This is a genomic window from Cupriavidus sp., assembly GCF_057315035.1.
Map to the genome: position 1 here is coordinate 12,921 of NZ_DBHKYV010000058.1, position 16,732 is coordinate 29,652.

Here is a 16,732-nt window from a genome sequence, read left to right on the forward strand (position 1 = left end):
ACTGGACCGGCCCCCTCTTTATCAATCTCGACATGCTCAATCGCATTTCCCTACGTCAGATGGAGTATTTCGTCGCAACGGCGAAGCATGGCAGCATCGCCGCTGCGTCGGCGAAAATCCACATCTCCTCGCCCTCGATTTCCGCGGCCATCGCACATATCGAGGCCGAACTTGGCGCGCAGCTTTTCGTTCGCCATCCTTCCAAAGGAATTGGACTGACCACCATTGGTACGTTAGTCCTGCAACATTGCGAGGACATGCTCGGACGGTCGACCCAACTCTATGAGATCGCGTCGGATTCGAGTGATGTCATCCAAGGCACTTTGCGAGTGGGCATCTTTCAGTCACTCACAGCCATGATTGCGCCCGAGATCATCTTTGGCTTTGCACGTGCCTTCAAGAAAGTCGACGTGCAGATGGTCGAGGGCAACCAGGAGGTCTTGATGAACAAGCTCCATGCGTTAGAGCTCGACATGGCTATAACTTACGACTTACGCCTGGAAGATGACATCCAGTTCGAGAGCCTTGCGACGTTGCCTCCGTATGTCCTGGTGAGCGAGGTCCACCCGTTGGCACAGCAAAAAATCGTTTCCTTCGAAGAACTGGCGCCCGAACCTTACGTGTTGCTCGATATGCCGATGAGCCGCGACTACTTCGCCTCGCTGTTTGAGAAGGCTGGTGTGACACCGAACATCGCAGCACGTTCGCAGTCCACTGACGTGGTCCGTTCCTTGGTTGCAAACGGCATCGGCTACGCGTTTTTCAACATTCGCCCGAAGTCTGATCAGTCGCTTGATGGGAAACGAACGGCGCGTGTCCGCCTTGCCGGCACACATCGGCCAATGCTGCTCGGGCTGGCAACTTACAAACCGATGAAGCAATCCAGATTGACAAGGATCTTCATGGAGCGCTGTCGCTCCTATATCTCCGATCAGTACATACCCGGAATGAGCGCCCCCAGCTTCTTCGACCCCCATATGGCGGACACTCCCCATCAGAGTCAGGGAGCATCTGCTTCGTAGATAAATCCGTAGTCGGAAAAACGCCATCGAAAAGGACGGAGATGGACCATCGAACCCCTTCCCCAAGCGTCACCTTACTGGAGGCACTCATTGCTTTCCCCTCGGTCTCTCTCACGCCAAACATCGCGCTGATCCGCAAAGTTCAGGAGATCCTGGCGAACGCCGGTATCGATTCGACACTCGCACCTGATCCGCAAGATCCCAGTCGATCCAATTTGTTTGCGACTATCGGTCCGGCCGGCGTTCCCGGGGTTCTGCTCTCAGGTCACACCGATGTCGTGCCGGTGGAAGGCCAGCCGTGGACTTCGCCCCCTTTTGAGGCAACCCACCGCGACGGTCGTATCTACGGACGCGGCACAGCTGATATGAAGGGCTTTGTCGCCTGCGCTGTCACAGCCATGGTGGCAGCTGCTCGGCGGCCGCTCCAGCGTCCCTTGCAGATGGCACTGTCTTTCGATGAGGAAATCGGCTGCGTTGGTGTACGCCACCTGCTTCGCCGTCTGGAGAACAGCTTACCAGCACCCTACCTGTGCATCGTCGGCGAGCCGACTCTGATGCGGATCGGCACCGGTCACAAGGGCAAGGCCGCCTACCGGGCGATATGCTGCGGCCAGGCGGGCCACTCAGGTTTGGCGCCTAGATTTTTCAACGCCATTCATATGGCCAGCGATCTGGTCGCATCACTACGGGACGTTCAGCGTGAATTGGCCGAGACCGGTCCGCGTGATGACGGCTATGGCGTACCCTACAGCACGGTTCACGCCGGTGTGATCCAAGGGGGCCGTGCGTTGAATATCGTGCCTAGTGAATGTGAAGTCAGGTTCGAAATTCGCAATGTCTCGGACGATAGCCCCGAAATAATCCTGAAACGCATACTGGAGCGTCTAGAGGAGCGGGTAAAAAATGAGGCGTTGAATCCGGAGGCACCCTTGCCGGAGATCCAGATGACCAACAGTTACCCAAGCTTGAACACCTCCGAGAACTCATCCGGAGTCAAGCTCCTCGCCTCGCTACTCCCTCCAGGCACTCCCTGCGCCAAAGTCGACTATGGCAGCGAGGGCGGATTGTTCCAGCAAAGCTGGAACGAAACGCCAGTGTTGATCTGCGGACCAGGAAGCATTGAAGTCGCTCACAAGGCCGACGAGTATGTGGATCTGGCGCAGATCGAAGCGTGCGACCGCATGCTGGCAGGTCTCATCGATTTTCTCTGTGAATAATTCCGGGCTCCCTAGTCAACGCCCGAACTGCACCGAAAAGACGCTATCTCGCATAGCGTCTTTCACTTCGACAGCAATATGCTGCGATCCACCGTTTGTATATCGGTCTTCCCGCAGAACGCCATGGAGAGATCGAGTTCGTTGTGAATGATGTTCAGGGCCGTGGTGACACCCCGTTCACCTAAGGCGCCCAGGCCATACATCATCGCGCGGCCAATATACGTGCCCCGCGCGCCAAGCGCGACTGCTTTGAGCACATCTTGCCCCGAGCGGATACCACCATCCATGTGGACTTCCACCCGACTCCCAACGGCATCCACGATGCGCGGTAACGTGGAAATCGATGACGCCGCGCCGTCCAATTGTCGGCCGCCGTGGTTTGACACGATGACGGCATCGGCACCGCTTTCCACCGCAAGTCGCGCATCCTCGGGGTCCTGAATTCCTTTGACAATCAGCTTTCCTCCCCATCTCTGCTTGATCCGTTCGACATCCTGCCAGGACAAGCGCGGATCGAACTGCTCCTGAGTCCACTCCACCAGCGATCCAATATTGTCGACACCTTTAGCGTGTCCGAGGATATTGCCGAACTGACGGTGTTTGGTTGCCAGCATGCCCATGCACCACCGCGGCTTGCTCGCCATGTTCAGAAGGTTGCGCACGGTCAGCTTAGGCGGCGTGGACAGGCCGTTCTTCTTGTCCTTGTGCCGCTGGCCGAAAACCTGTAGGTCCATCGTGACCACGAGCGCTGAGCAGTTGGCAGTCTTGGCGCGGTCAATCAGGTTTGCGACGAACTCTCTGTCGCGCAGCACGTACAGTTGGAACCAGAACGGATGGCGGCCCGTTGCTTCTGCCACTGCCTCTAGCGAGCAGATACTCATCGTGGACAAAGTAAATGGGATGCCGTGCTGCTTGGCCGCGCGCGCGGCCAATATCTCTCCATCAGCGTGCTGCATGCCCGTCAATCCGGTCGGCGCGATCGCGACCGGCATACTGACCGACTGGCCCACCATCGTGCTGGCCGTGCTGCGCTTAGTGATGTCGACTGCCACGCGCTGGCGGAACTCTATGCGTTGAAAGTCCGCCTCATTGGCACGATACGTGTATTCGGTCCACGACCCGCCGTCAACATAGTCGTAGAACATACGCGGTACGCGCTTTTTCGCCAGGATGCGCAGGTCTTCAATGCACGTCATCTCGCCCATAGAAATTCCCTCGATAGAAGAAAAAAGAGCTGCCCGCGATCAGGCAGCTCGGCCAAGATTTCACTACGGATGACAATCACCATACTGCCTTACAGGCAGCGTCATGAGCGCTCGTAGGTCATGTAACCGTTCTGGAGGACGATGTGGTCAGCGATGTACTTGGCATCGTGCCAAACACCGTAAATAAACGAGGACGCTCGATTGACTAAGTTCGGAAGGCCGAGGAAGTAGACACCACTTTCCGCGGAGATTCCGCGCTTGTGGAAAGGATCACCCTTCTCGTCAAACGCGTTCTTCACGTTGAGCCAGTTGAAATTGAACTTGAAGCCCGTGGCCCAGAGGATCGACGTGATGCCAGCTTCCGCCAAATTGAGGCTGAGAATGGGATTCTTGAGGCAATCCGGATCCGACAGCAACTCCCAGGCGTCGGGTTCTGGGGGAAAGGCGAGCCCGTTCTCTTCGATATAGGCATCCGCTTCGCGTAGCACGTCAAAGTAGGCGCGGTCGCCCTCGGCGATGTTCTCTGGAAGGCCTGGCTCGAAGGTCATAACCCCATTCTCGTAGGATTGGGTCAGACCGACCAACTTGATGCCCGAATGCGCCAGACGGCGGAAGTCAACGGTCTTCCCCCCCTCATATCCGCTCACGGCGAAGGCGACGTGTGCCTTCTTTGGTCGGATTTTCACTTCATCCCACAGACCGAGCGCGCCGAGCCACCAGCAGTAGTCACGGCCCCGATACGCGCGCGGCGGACGGTAATGCTCGCCGACTGAGAGATAAACCGTCTTGCCTGCCTGGCGCAACTCTTCTGCAATCTGTGAGCCGGAAGCGCCGGCGCCCACCACGAGCACTCCGCCTTCCGCCAGTTGACCTGGATTCTTGTAGCCAGAGGAATGAAGTTGCTGGATCTTCTCGCTATCAGGCACGATTTTCGGATACGCGGGTGTCTGGAACGGGCCGGTTGCCGCAACCACGTTCTGGGCCTCAATTACGCCGTCTGATGTCGTAATCTTGAAGCCGGGTCGTCCCTGGTGCCGTTCCACCTTCCTGACTTCTACCCCCGTCCGGACGGGAGCCTTCAGCATCGCAGCGTAGGCCTCGAAATACTGGGCCATACGCTCTTTTGGAGGGAAGGTCTCTGGGGAAATCCCCTCGAACTTCATCCCGGGGAAACGGTCATGCCACGCTGGCCCATTCGCGACCAGAGAATCCCAGCGCTCCGAACGCCAGCGCTCTGCGATACGACTTCGCTCCAGCACAACGTGCTGCACGCCCATCTGCGCAAGATGTTCACTCATCGCGATGCCTGCCTGGCCAGCACCGACCACCACAGTGTTGAATTTTTCAACTGACATTTGATTTCCCTAAGAATAGTCGCCCGGTCAGTCGCGCCGGCACAGACACATCGACAGTCAGGCGTTACTAGCGCCGTTGAGACATCACTCATCGATGGAGTCAGTTTGATAAAGGCCCCGCCATTTGAGAATCACGTTTTTCAGACTCATGACTTAGGAAAAAGTAAAGATCCGACCAAAAGGCGCCCAGCCATCCTTCCGTACCATGCACCACAATGTCTCTTTACACGCGCCGCGCGCTCGGCGAAAGCCTTTAGTTTTTTCCGAGGGACATCATCGGTTTCTGCAAAGACCCGATCCAAGTGGTTTGCCTTATTCTGAATGTCAGTACCAGCACGGCCTCGATGCCATGAGGCCAACGCCTGGAGCTCGGCATACTTCTCACTCTCCGCACAACTATGAACGTAGCCAACGCAGCGCCTGTCGTGCAGTCCCATCACGTACAGCCACACCTTGTACAGCCCCCCACTGCAGTGAGCCTGGAACGGGTGGTCAAGAAGTATCACGATCACGTCGTGCTGCACGAGCTCTCGCTGAAGATACAATCCGGCGAGTTCCTTACCCTGCTGGGTCCATCCGGCTGCGGAAAAACCACGCTCCTCAACCTTATCGCCGGCTTTGCCGAAGCCGATACCGGTGAGATATTCATCAATGGCCTGCCGGTGACGTCCGAGCCCCCGCACAAGCGGCAGATCGGCATCGTCTTTCAGAATTACGCGCTCTTTCCCCACATGACTGTCGAGCGCAACATTGGCTACGGCTTGCGGATGAGAGGTGTTGGCAAGGACGAAATCGCACAGCGTGTCAATCAAGCGATGGAGTTGGTGAAGCTCCATGGCCTTGGGCACCGCAAGCCGCGAGAACTCTCGGGCGGTCAGCAGCAGCGCGTGGCACTTGCACGAGCGCTCGTGATTCAGCCGAAAGTGCTTTTGCTCGATGAACCCTTCTCGGCTCTGGACAAGAACCTGCGTGGCTCGATGCAGGTGGAAATTCGGGAAATCCAGCGCCGCCTGGGCTTGACCACCGTATTCGTGACGCACGACCAGGGCGAGGCGCTGGCCATGTCAGACCGCATCGCCGTAATGTCGAACGGCGTCATCAAGCAGATCGCGCCGCCGGCCGAGCTATATCAGAATCCGCAAGACCCTTTTGTGGCGTCGTTCCTGGGGGACGTCAACATCCTGCCAGGGCACTTCCACGGACAGACGGCAACGGATGTGCAACTGCGCCTGGGGTCTGGGCTGATCAGCTTTCCACATGCTCGCCTCGCTGACACATCGCATGACGGTGAAAGACTGGACGTGTACGTACGCCCGGAACACATCAGGCTTGAGAATCTGCATCCTGGATCGGTGTTAAGCGGCACGGTTATCCACCACGTCTATCAAGGCGACCACATCAATACGTACGTCGATGTCGACATTCCAACGACTGCACGTCAAATCGTCACAGTGCGCAGTGCCGGCCTGAAAGCCATACAACAATGGCCCATCGGCTCGGTCGCCGGACTGGCGATACCTGATGAGGGCGTCAGCATTTTTAGCCCGCAGAAGCGCGCGTAACGGAAAAAAGCAAGATCGACCCAGAAGGCACACGACAACTCGGCCTGAGAGAACCTACCAATGCCCAGTCTCCCCAGCTCCATGCAAGCCATTATTGCCCGTGAACCTGGTGACGCCAGCGTATTGACGTTGGCCGAGCGACCCGTACCCGAACCCGGAGCTGGCGAAGTCCTGCTGCGCGTACGTGCCGCCGGCGTCAACCGCCCTGACATCATGCAGCGCCAAGGTATCGCGAAGCCCGCTCCCGGCGTCACTGACGTGCTCGGCCTTGAAGTGTGCGGCGAAGTAGTGGCCTGCGGTCCTGGGGTGGACTGCCAGCTTATGGGGCAGCGGCTGATGAGTCTCGTTCCCGGCGGTGGCTACGCGCCGTGGTGTACGGCGCCGGTAGATCAGTCCTTCATTGCGCCAACCGCTCTTTCCGACGTCGAGGCTGCAGCGTTGCCTGAAGGGCTGTTCACCGTATGGCACAACCTATTCGAGTTAGGCCGCCTGGCCATGGGCGAAACTGTTCTCATCCACGGTGCAGCGGGCGGCATCGGCACCCTCGCCATCCAATTGGCACACGCAGCCGGCGCGACGATTATCGTCACCGATAACGATGAGACCCGTTTCCCAGAACTGCGTAGCATGGGAGCTGATGCGACGATTCATTGGCCGACGACCGATTTCGCAGAGGCCTGCATGAAGTACACCAATGCGCGCGGCGTCGATGTGGTACTCGATATCGTCGGCGGCGAATATGTCCGCCGCAATCTTTCGGTCACGGCGTTCGGCGGTCGCCATGTCAGCCTGTCCTTCATGCAGGGATCAGCGGTCAATGTGGAGCTGCTGACGCTGATGCAGCGCCAGGTCAGCCTGCACTCGTCCACCATGCGGCCGCAGAGCCATTACGAAAAGACCAGGATGGCCCACAGCCTTCGTCGCCATGTCATCCCGCTGCTGAACAACGCACGGGTCAAGCCGCGCATCCATACCACCTTCCCGCTTGCCGAGGCCGTCGCGTCCCACCAGTTGCTGGAAAGCGGCACGGTCTTCGGCAAGCTGGTTCTGATCCCCGAGAACCTGCCTTTTAACTAAGCATGCTGAAACTTCTCTTTGCTCCAACTTCGCCGTTCGTGCGTAAGGTCATGGTCTGCGCACACTTGACTGGACAGGTCGAGCACATCGAGTTGCTGGACAGCGCCGCCCATCCGGTGCGGCGCGATCCGCGCATCGCGGCCCACAATCCTCTGGCCAAAGTCCCGACGTTGATCCTGGAGGATGGCCACGCCTTGTACGATAGCCGGGTCATTTGCGAATATCTGGCGAGCCGGGCAAACGCGCCTGGCATCTTCCCCCCCGCCGGCCATGCCAGGTGGGCTGCACTGAACCGCCAAGCGCTGGGCGATGGGCTTCTTGATGCCGCACTCCTCGCGCGCTATGAAAGAACGGCGCGTCCCGAGGAGGTTCAGTGGTCTACGTGGCGTGAAGCGCTGCTTACGAAAGTGCACGCCTGCCTCGATTCGATCGACGCCGTTGCGCCGGAGCTAGCTGTAGAAGATCCCACCATCGGTGATATCACGATTGGCTGCGCGTTGGGTTATCTGGACTTTCGGTATCCCGAAATCGAGTGGCGCTCCCAATACGGCAGCGCGGCACGCTGGGACGAGGCGTTCCAAAAGCTGCCCGCCATGCAGGCCACACGCCCCCATGAAGGTTAAGATATAGAGGTTAGAACGTGAGCAAAAAAATCTCCATTTGGTTTCTGAACGGCCCAAACGCCAATCTTTACGGCCTGGACGCGAACAAGACGTACGGCAGCGACAGTTTTCCAGTCTTGCAGTCACGATGCGAAAAAAAGGCCGCCTCCCTGAACGCCGATCTTCGCTTCCTTCAGTCCAACCATGAGGGACAATTGGTCGATTGGATTCAGGAAGCACGGGGCGTGGCGGACGGTATTGTCATCAATGCGGCCGGCCTGACCTACTCGTCGGTTCCGATCCTCGATGCCTTGCTGGCGTTTCCGGGAAAAATCATCGAGACCCATATGAGCAACATCTGGAAACGCGAGTCCTTCCGCCATCACTCCTACATCTCCAAAGTAGCGCATGGTGTGATAGCCGGGCTGGGAGGCGACGGCTACGAATTTGCCATCGAGGCTATCACGCGGCTGGTACAGCAGGATAAGACAGCGGTCTGATCTCCCATAGGCTGACGCGGAGTGACGGCAGGTTGTAGTCTCCCTGCATCCTTACCACCTTTTTCTCAATGCGGTTGTCAAGATGACGATATCTGAAGCCACTCCATCGGGCGCGATGGCCTTCTACAGCGCATTCGACGACTTTGATACCTGGAAGCGCGCTCTCCAGGCCCAGCTCCCGAAGCTGGAGGTTATACATTCGAGCGAAATCACGCGGCCCGCCGATATCCACTATGTGCTCGCGTGGAAGCCGCCGCAAGATTTCTTCTCGGGGATGACGAACCTGCGGCTAATCGTCAATCTTGGGGCGGGGGTCGACTCATTGGTTCAGCGGCGAGACCTTCCTCCAGGTATCCCGATTACCCGGCTCGCGGATCCGCAGATGGCTCGCATGATGGCAGGCTTCGTGTTGTTCTCTGTGCTGCGACACGCCCGCGACATCCCTTATTTCGAGCAGGCACAACGACGGGGTGAGTGGGCATACCGTCATCCCCGTTCGCCGGAAGACATTCGCGTTGCGGTTCTGGGCCTCGGACAGCTGGGCGCGAAGGCGGCGCACGAACTGCAACGCCAAGGGTTTAAGGTGCTTGGCTGGTCGCGTAGCGCCGCACAGATCGACGGGGTGGAGTGCCTTTCGGGGTTGGATACGCTCGACACCGTTCTCGAACAGGCGGATATCGTCGTCGTCATGCTTCCGCTAACGCCTCAGACAACTGGCATTCTGGATCGCAGGCGACTGGAGCGGCTGCCCCGCGGGGCAGCCTTCATCAATGTTGCCCGGGGCGCCCTGGTTGACCAAGCCGCGCTGACAGACCTGCTCCAGAGCGGCCACATCGGTGGCGCAACGCTGGATGTATTCGAGCGCGAGCCTTTGCCTGCGGAGGACCCGCTATGGAGCATGCCTAACGTTTTAATCACCCCTCACCTGGCTTCGGTGGCCATCCCGTCATCTGCGGCAAGACAGATTGCGGAGAACATTATTCGCGTTTCCGGCGATAAATCGCCAGACAACATCGTCGATCCCGCACGCGGATATTAAGGCATGGATGGCCTCCGCCGCATTGCGGCGGAGGCTCCGTCATAGTGTTTTGCACATCTTGGAAGATTCGGGCAGCGAGACACACCGTGTCACTTACCTGGCTACTCCAGCGATATTTTCCCGACCTCAGCGACCCGCTTCCACTTCGCATACTCAGCACGCACGTCTTCGGAAAATGCCATCGCCGTACCTCCCAAAGGCTCCGCTCCGGTTGACTCGATGTTTTGCCGCACGTCGGGACGCGCAAGGGCCTTGGCAACTGCCTTCTGCAGCCGCTCTACGACAGCGGAGTTTGTCCTGGCCGGCGCAACCAAACCAAACCATGCTGGCCCATTGAGATCCGCCATGCCGAGCTCCCCAAAAGTGGGGATATTCGGGAGTTGGGGGACCCGAGAAGGCCAGGCCACGGCCAGCGCACGTAGCTTTCCCGACTTGATATGAGGAAGAGATGCCGGGAGGTTGTCGCACAGCACCTGCACCTGGCCCGCGACGGCATCCTGCAGAGCGAGCCCCGCACCACGATAAGGGACGTGAAGCATCCGCCCACCGGTCTGCTGCATGAGCAATTCACCCATCATGTGTCCGAGCGAACCGACCCCCGGCGAACCGAAGCTAAGGTTCGAACTTGGATCACGGATCAACGCAATGAACTCTCGCATGTTGCTCGCCGGCACGGACGGGTGCACCGACACCACATTCGGAACGCGTGCAAGGTTGCTAACGCAGACGAAGTCCTTCAGGGGGTCATATGGAGCCGACTTTGAAACTGCGGGGAAAATGCAGTGCGTACTGACAGTCGCCACGCCAATGGTAAGACCATCCGGCGACGAACGACTGACGTAGTTCGCCCCAATGCTTCCGCCTCCACCTGCCTTGTTTTCAATAATTACAGGTTGGCCTAAAAGCTCCGATATGGACGGCGCAACCATACGGGGAATCATGTCTCCGGACCCGCCAGGTGCAAAAGGCACGATAAACCTGATGGGGCGCTCCATTGCAAAACTCGGCGCAACATACGGACCGAATCCGCCGGCGATCATGGCACCACAAAAACGTCTCCTCTGCATATCCACCTCCGGGCAATTGCGTGGTAATCCGCGTCGATCAGCGTATGACTTGACTTTCTAGTGCCGACGCTCTTTGATGTGTTTCAATAAGATTTGAAGTCTCAGTCTAGGAACTGAGAAATTCACCCTCAATTGAAGTTGAATTCAATGTTGCCAACAGCCCATTTGAGGGACGTAGCGGCACTAAAGAGGTGCCTTGGGAGCGCGCAGAAGCCTGGTGCGCGCTGAACTGGTGCGGTGGCAACGATGGGCTGCACTAGTCAGCTTCACGCCCCCTACCCCAACCGGCTACTGCAAGCGATAGCCTTACTGACTCAAAGCGTCGAGCATCCTTCGAACGAATCGATCCGCGGCCGCAAGCTGCGACCGCTCGATGTACTCATCAGCAGTATGAGCCTGAGCAATGTCTCCAGGGCCACAGATGATGGTGGGAATGCCGGCCTGTTGATACAAACCACCTTCGGTTGTAAACGCCACATTGGCTCCACGCTGCGCACCCGCATTTATTGCCATTTCGGCCACGGCATCGCTGCCTGACTGCTTTGCGAGCGCCGGCACCGCGGTCCGCCTTTCGATCCGAATACTGGCGTGTTCGACCTTCGCTCGAAGTTCTCTCTCCATGAGGGAGGCCGCGGCAATGATCGGGGCCATGACGTCTTCGGGATCTGTGGAGGGGAGGAACCGGAGGTCGAAGTCGAACTCCGCCGCCTCGGGGATTACATTGTTGGCGTTGCCAGCAAGAAACCTGCACGGTGCCATCGTGGAATACGGAACGTAGAATCCTTGATCGTGCTCGTCATTCTTCAACATGTCTGCACGATCACTGACGAGGCCAACCACCCTACTTGCTGCCACTAGCGCATTGATACCAAGTCCAGCCAGTGACGAGTGCGCTGCTCTTCCGCGGACATGGCACCGGTAGGAATGACGCCCCTTGTGAGCCCGAACGACCTGCAATCTCGTTGGCTCTCCTACCACGCAGGCCGCAGGGCGAATCCCAGCAGAACTTAGGTCGGCGAGCAGCCCTCGAACGCCAACACATCCGATCTCTTCGTCATATGTCAGCGCCACATGCAGCGGACTGCGAAGCTTCTCCAGCGGGAAGCCCTCCACCGCAGCGAGTACTGCAGCGATGTACCCCTTCATGTCGGTTGTACCGCGACCATAGAGCCGGTCCTCTTCTTCCGTCAAAGTGAACTCGGGACGGGACCACTCCTGTCCGGTCGTAGGAACGACATCGGTGTGCCCAGAAAAGAGAAGACCGCCATCACCCCTCCCGATTGATGCAAAAAGGTTCGCCCGTGCCCCGTCAGGTGACCGGCTGTAGCGCACTTGAAAACCTCTTGCCAAGAGTATTGCCTCGACACATTCGAGCAACGCGAGGTTCGAATCACTGCCGGACACCGTCTTGTATCCGATCAGCGTCCTCAGCCATTCCATCGTACGGGTTGAAACCTGCGCAGAGTCTTGAGCACTCATAATCTCCTCCTTATGTATTCGCCCCAAGAGCAAGCGACGCGCACTTGACTCCTGACGGCTATGAAATGCATGAGTACTACTGCAGGCCGCCAATACAAACGTACTTGACGTTCACATAGTCATCCAGACCCCAGACCGATCCCTCTCGGCCGTATCCCGATTCCTTTACCCCGCCAAACGGCGCAGCTTCCGAACCGATAGCACCTTCATTGACCCCGACAATGCCAACCTCAAGCGCATCGGCCACCCGATGTACAGTGCCAATATCGCGAGAGTAGAAGTACCCTGCCAACCCGTATGCAGTATCGTTAGCAAGGCGGATAACTTCCGATTCAGTGGCAAACTGCGTAATGGGCACCACCGGCCCAAAGGTCTCCTCTCGCGAGAACATCATCGTGTCGTCCACATCGGCGAGAACGGTCGGCGCGTAGAAATTCCGCCCAGTCTCTTCCAGCCTGCGCCCGCCCGCCAATAGCCTTGCACCGCGATGGATGGCGTCGCTGACATGCTCATCGATCTTCCTAACTGCGCTCTGGTTGATCATTGGGCCGATCTGCGAGGCAGGGTCCTCCGCAGGACCAACCTTCAGGGCCGAGATTCGCTTGACCAGCTTGGTCGTAAATGCGTCGATGACGTCGTTGTGGACAAAGACCCGGTTAGGCGAGACACAGGTCTGACCGCCGTTCCTGAGCTTCGCTGCGATCAGGCCTTCGACTGCCGCGTCCAGATCCGCGTCCGGGAAGACGATGAACGGAGCGTTACCGCCAAGTTCGAGCGAGAGGCGCTTAAGAGTTGCCGCTGACCGCTGAGCGAGGATCTTGCCCACCGCAGTCGATCCAGTGAAAGAGATCTTGCGCACGCGAGAGTCCTCCAGCCACGTACTTACCAGCTCGGGGGTTCTTGCCCTTGACGCCGTGACGATGTTTGCTACGCCGGCTGGCGCACCCGCCTCTTCCAGCAGCGCCAGCAACGCCAGCGAAGTGAGTGGCGTGTCTTCCGCTGGCTTGCAGACTACCGTGCATCCAGCCGCCAAAGCGGGGGCGATCTTTCTCGCTATCATGGCGGCGGGAAAGTTCCAGGGCGTAATGACGGCGACCACTCCGACCGGCTCACGCCTGACCTGAAGTTGCCGACCGCTGATCGGCGACGGAATCAGATGCCCATTTGAACGCGGCCCCTGCTCCGCGAACCATTCGATGTAGCCAGCCGCGTACTCGATCTCGGCAGTCGCTTCGAGAAGCGGCTTGCCTTGTTCCGATGAAATGATCCGCGCCAGATCGTGCACATTGTCCAGAACGAGACGATGCCAGCGCTTCAGAACTTTCGCCCTCACCTTTGCGGATGTTTGCCGCCACGCCGGTAGCGCCGCCTCTGCAGCATCGACCGCGCCTTTCGCCAACGCTGGCGTGCAATCAGGAACGTGCGCAATGACCTCGCCCGAGGCGGGATCTGAAACTTCGAAAGTCGTCTCAGCTTGCGACCATTTACCGTCGATCAAGACCTGGCTACGGACCAGGTCGCTTCGAATCAGTGTGAAGGACATGATTTCGTTCTGTTTGGGTCATGGAGTTATGGGCAGGTGCCCTCGGTCCATGTGGCAATGGGGAGCAATGCTCCCCATCAATGGTGTTGTCAGCTATCGGGCGTTACTGCGTCAGATCCGACCGTCGTATGCCATCCGCGGGATGTGACACGAGATGACGCTGAAGCAATCTGCGTCGAGGCTTTCCTGAATTGCGCGCGCCAGCTCGTCCCGCGACCGTACATCGAAGCCCTGGCCGCCGAGTGCGCGACCGACGGCTGCAAAATCGGTCGCATCAAAGTCCACACCAAGGTTCGGCTGACCGTTTGCGCGCTGCTTGATCTCGATGAGCGACAGCGACTCGTCGGCGAAGACAAACACGATCACTGGCGTCTTCGCATCACGCGCCGTCGCAAACTCACCGAGCGTCATCTCGAGGCAGGCGTCGCCGGTGAAGACAGCAACCGCCCGAGAAGGCTCGGCGAGCTTTGCGCCAATGCCGAGCGGCAGCGAGCAGCCCATCGTGCAAAGTCCGGAAGACTGCATCAGCCCGCGCGGCTCGTAGCATTTCCACGTTTGGCTGAGAAGGATTCGGTGCGCGCCACTATCTACAGAGGCAACGGCGTTATCCGGCAAGAGCCGCCTTGCAACATCAACGATTGCGGCCGGCCCCCACTCTTCGTCCGTGCGATAGATCGCAGCCAGCTTTTCGGTGATCTCCGCGACTTCACCGGGGGTCCAGGTGGATGCACGCGACGTGTCACCGCGGAATTTGCGCAGGCCCTCCCTGATGCTGCCAACGAACGAATGGGAGGCCTGGTGAACATAGTGAGTATTGCGCGTCGCGGCGAACTCGACAACGCGCTGCTCATCATTCCAGACGTTACGCCAGTTGACCCGCATTTCAATCGGATCGTAGCCCGCCAGGAGCACCAGATCCGCCGCTTCGATCAGCGGAAGGAGGATCTTGTCAGCCATTGGCGACAGCCCCGCGCCACCGATGACCATCTCGTGACGCTCGTCCACAATGCCCTTGGCCTTGTATGTGGTAATCAGCGGAATGCCAAGCTCTTCCACGAACGCCTGGATCTCATGTTCGGCGCGATGGTGAAGGGCTTCCACCCCAGCGATCATGATTGGCCGCTTGGCTTCCGCTAGCCACTTTCTGGCCTCTTCGAAGGCGGGCGAGTTCGCGGGAACCACAGGAGCTGGTTGCGAGCGCTTGGCACCGGCAGTGGGCTTCACCGCTTGCAGCGCCACGCTGATCGGTACATCAATGTGAACTGGACCCGGGGGATCGTCCATCGCAATGGCAATCGCCTTGTCAATGGTCACCTCGGCGGCTTCTGACGTCATGCGCAACGATGCCTTCGTGATCGGACGCATCAACTGCGCATGGTCGAATACCTGGTGCGTGTAGGTGGCGGCTTCGCTTTCGTCGACGCAGCCCGTCAAGAAGATCATGGGCACGCGGTCTTGCCAGGCATTGGCCACAACGTTGATTGCGTTAGCCACGCCCGGACCCAGCGTTGCCACCAGGACGCCAGGCGCACCGTCACGGTGATGCACCCCCTCCGCCATGAAGCCACCCGAGTTTTCGTGCTTCACCAGCGTGAAGCTGACGCCGGCGTCATCCAGGCCTCGCATCACGGCCAACACTTCGCCGCCGGGAATACCAAAGGAGCGTCGGCACCCTGCCGCATACAGACGTTCGCCAATCAGTTCGGAAACGGTAGTCATAATTTATCTAAGCCAGGAAGTTAAGTAAGTTCTTCGTCGAAGCGGGTATTGACCTAGCTCAGACGCTCCACCGCGGCCTTGATTCGGCAAGCTGCTTGCTCCAGCTTCTCATCCGAAGTCGCATAAGAGAGACGCATGAAGCCCGGCATGCCAAATCCCGATCCCGGAACCACGGCAACACCTGCGCCAAGGAGATAGGTCGCGAAGTCGACGTCGTTGGCAATAACCTCACCGTCTGCCTTGCGCTTCCCAGTAAACGTCCGGATATCGGGAAAAACATAGAAAGCACCCTCGGGGGTAGGCGTACGCAGCCCTTCAATCTCCGAGAATCGCGCCAGCAACAGGTCTCTCCGTGCCTGGAAAGCTGCGCACCGGCGCACCACTTCGTCTTGGGGGCCCGCCAATGCGGCCACTGCTGCCGCCTGTGAGATTGACGAAGTATGCGAGTTCACCTGCATCTGGATCTTCGTCATGGCATCGATCAGCACCTTGGGGCCACATGCGAATCCGACGCGCCACCCCGTCATGGAATATGCCTTCGACACGCCGTTGACCGTGAGAATCCGCCCAGCCAGATCGGGAGCAATGTTGGCAAGGGTGCAGAAGGTCCTGCCATCGAACAGGATGTGTTCGTAGATGTCATCTGCAAGGATCAGGAACGCCTGGTTTGCGCTACGACGAATGACTTCACAGAAGGACTCGATTTGCGTCCGTGTGTAAGCCGTGCCGCTCGGATTGCTAGGTGAGTTCAGCACCAGCCATTTGGTTTTGGACGTGATGGCTGCTTCCAGCGACTCCGGTTGCATGGCATAACTCTGCTCCGGGGTCGTATCGATCGGTTTGAGCACCCCGCCATTCATCGTGACAATGTCGCCGTATGATGCCCAGTACGGCGCGGGAATCAGGACCTCATCCCCGGGATTCAGCGTTGCCAGGAAGGCCTGGTAGATGACTTGCTTGCCACCGCAGCCGACACTGATATCGGCCATGGAGGTCCGAATACCATTGTCTCGCCAGAACTTCTCGACGATGGCTTCGCGCAGACGTACCGACCCGTTGATGGGTGTGTATCGGGTCTGCCCCTCTGCGATGGCCCTGACTGCAGCTTCACCGATGTGCGAAGGCGTGGGAAAGTCGGGCTCGCCAAGGGTCATGTCGACGATATCGTTCCCCGCGGCGCTGGCGCGGCGGCTGAGTTCCGCCATTTCCTGGATCGGAGATGGCCTCAGTGACTCCATCATCTTCGCGAACATGATTACAGTTGTCTCCGTGGGGTAGTGGCTTTGAAAATTGGTCTAGCGGACCGGATGGAGCACAGTCTAGAATTCAAGTGAATCACGTACAA

General features: G+C 58.5%; 14 protein-coding genes. 7 read left to right on the plus strand and 7 right to left on the minus strand.

Features of this window, described 5'->3' with window-relative positions; translation table 11 throughout:
* The first annotated feature begins 32 nt into the window (after nucleotides 1–32).
* Together ACO550_RS36845 and argE (ACO550_RS36850) are read left to right on the plus strand one after the other, a co-directional pair.
* On the plus strand, nucleotides 33–1,022 hold the full coding sequence (locus tag ACO550_RS36845; RefSeq protein ID WP_315597274.1) for a LysR substrate-binding domain-containing protein: 990 nt from the start codon (nucleotides 33–35) through the stop codon (nucleotides 1,020–1,022).
* Between the two features lie 41 nt (nucleotides 1,023–1,063).
* The gene (argE, locus tag ACO550_RS36850; RefSeq protein WP_315597273.1) at nucleotides 1,064–2,239 is read left to right on the plus strand and encodes an acetylornithine deacetylase; all 1,176 of its coding nucleotides are present in this window, start codon (nucleotides 1,064–1,066) and stop codon (nucleotides 2,237–2,239) included.
* A 62-nt stretch (nucleotides 2,240–2,301) separates the two neighbouring features.
* Here the strand turns inward: argE (ACO550_RS36850) and ACO550_RS36855 are convergent, their stop codons facing one another.
* Nucleotides 2,302–3,444 (minus strand): L-lactate dehydrogenase, encoded by a 1,143-nt coding sequence (locus ACO550_RS36855; protein WP_315597272.1) that lies wholly within the window; start codon nucleotides 3,442–3,444, stop codon nucleotides 2,302–2,304.
* 101 nt (nucleotides 3,445–3,545) lie between these two features.
* Nucleotides 3,546–4,799: an NAD(P)-binding domain-containing protein gene (locus tag ACO550_RS36860; protein ID WP_315597271.1), complete on the minus strand. Its 1,254-nt coding sequence runs from the start codon at nucleotides 4,797–4,799 to the stop codon at nucleotides 3,546–3,548.
* Nucleotides 4,800–5,197: 398 nt separating this feature from the next.
* On the opposite strand from ACO550_RS36860, the gene ACO550_RS36865 reads away from it, so the two are divergent.
* The 5 genes from ACO550_RS36865 to ACO550_RS36885 all read left to right on the plus strand — a co-directional run bounded on the left by ACO550_RS36865 (nucleotide 5,198) and on the right by ACO550_RS36885 (nucleotide 9,579).
* The gene (locus ACO550_RS36865; RefSeq protein ID WP_238266443.1) at nucleotides 5,198–6,361 is read left to right on the plus strand and encodes an ABC transporter ATP-binding protein; all 1,164 of its coding nucleotides are present in this window, start codon (nucleotides 5,198–5,200) and stop codon (nucleotides 6,359–6,361) included.
* A gap of 81 nt (nucleotides 6,362–6,442) precedes the next feature.
* Nucleotides 6,443–7,438, plus strand: a complete 996-nt coding sequence (locus tag ACO550_RS36870; protein ID WP_315597270.1) for an NAD(P)H-quinone oxidoreductase — start codon at nucleotides 6,443–6,445, stop codon at nucleotides 7,436–7,438.
* A gap of 2 nt (nucleotides 7,439–7,440) precedes the next feature.
* Nucleotides 7,441–8,061 (plus strand): glutathione S-transferase, encoded by a 621-nt coding sequence (locus ACO550_RS36875; RefSeq protein WP_315597269.1) that lies wholly within the window; start codon nucleotides 7,441–7,443, stop codon nucleotides 8,059–8,061.
* Nucleotides 8,062–8,078: 17 nt separating this feature from the next.
* Nucleotides 8,079–8,540 carry a type II 3-dehydroquinate dehydratase gene (locus ACO550_RS36880; protein WP_315597268.1) on the plus strand — a complete coding sequence of 154 codons (462 nt, stop codon included), beginning with the start codon at nucleotides 8,079–8,081 and terminating at the stop codon, nucleotides 8,538–8,540.
* Nucleotides 8,541–8,622: 82 nt separating this feature from the next.
* Complete coding sequence (locus ACO550_RS36885; protein ID WP_315597267.1) at nucleotides 8,623–9,579, plus strand: NAD(P)-dependent oxidoreductase; 957 nt, start codon at nucleotides 8,623–8,625, stop codon at nucleotides 9,577–9,579.
* Between the two features lie 101 nt (nucleotides 9,580–9,680).
* Here ACO550_RS36885 and ACO550_RS36890 read toward each other — a convergent pair whose 3' ends face one another.
* The 5 genes from ACO550_RS36890 to ACO550_RS36910 form a co-directional block, all read right to left on the minus strand.
* Nucleotides 9,681–10,574 (minus strand): tripartite tricarboxylate transporter substrate binding protein BugE, encoded by an 894-nt coding sequence (locus ACO550_RS36890; protein WP_315597266.1) that lies wholly within the window; start codon nucleotides 10,572–10,574, stop codon nucleotides 9,681–9,683.
* Nucleotides 10,575–10,952: 378 nt separating this feature from the next.
* Nucleotides 10,953–12,125, minus strand: a complete 1,173-nt coding sequence (argE, locus tag ACO550_RS36895) for an acetylornithine deacetylase (RefSeq protein ID WP_315597265.1) — start codon at nucleotides 12,123–12,125, stop codon at nucleotides 10,953–10,955.
* A gap of 76 nt (nucleotides 12,126–12,201) precedes the next feature.
* Nucleotides 12,202–13,668 carry an aldehyde dehydrogenase family protein gene (locus ACO550_RS36900; protein ID WP_315597264.1) on the minus strand — a complete coding sequence of 489 codons (1,467 nt, stop codon included), beginning with the start codon at nucleotides 13,666–13,668 and terminating at the stop codon, nucleotides 12,202–12,204.
* Between the two features lie 111 nt (nucleotides 13,669–13,779).
* Entirely contained in the window at nucleotides 13,780–15,387 is a 1,608-nt protein-coding gene (locus ACO550_RS36905; protein WP_315597263.1) for a thiamine pyrophosphate-dependent enzyme, read from the minus strand.
* A 53-nt stretch (nucleotides 15,388–15,440) separates the two neighbouring features.
* On the minus strand, nucleotides 15,441–16,640 hold the full coding sequence (locus tag ACO550_RS36910; protein ID WP_315597262.1) for an aminotransferase class I/II-fold pyridoxal phosphate-dependent enzyme: 1,200 nt from the start codon (nucleotides 16,638–16,640) through the stop codon (nucleotides 15,441–15,443).
* Nucleotides 16,641–16,732: the final 92 nt, after the last annotated feature.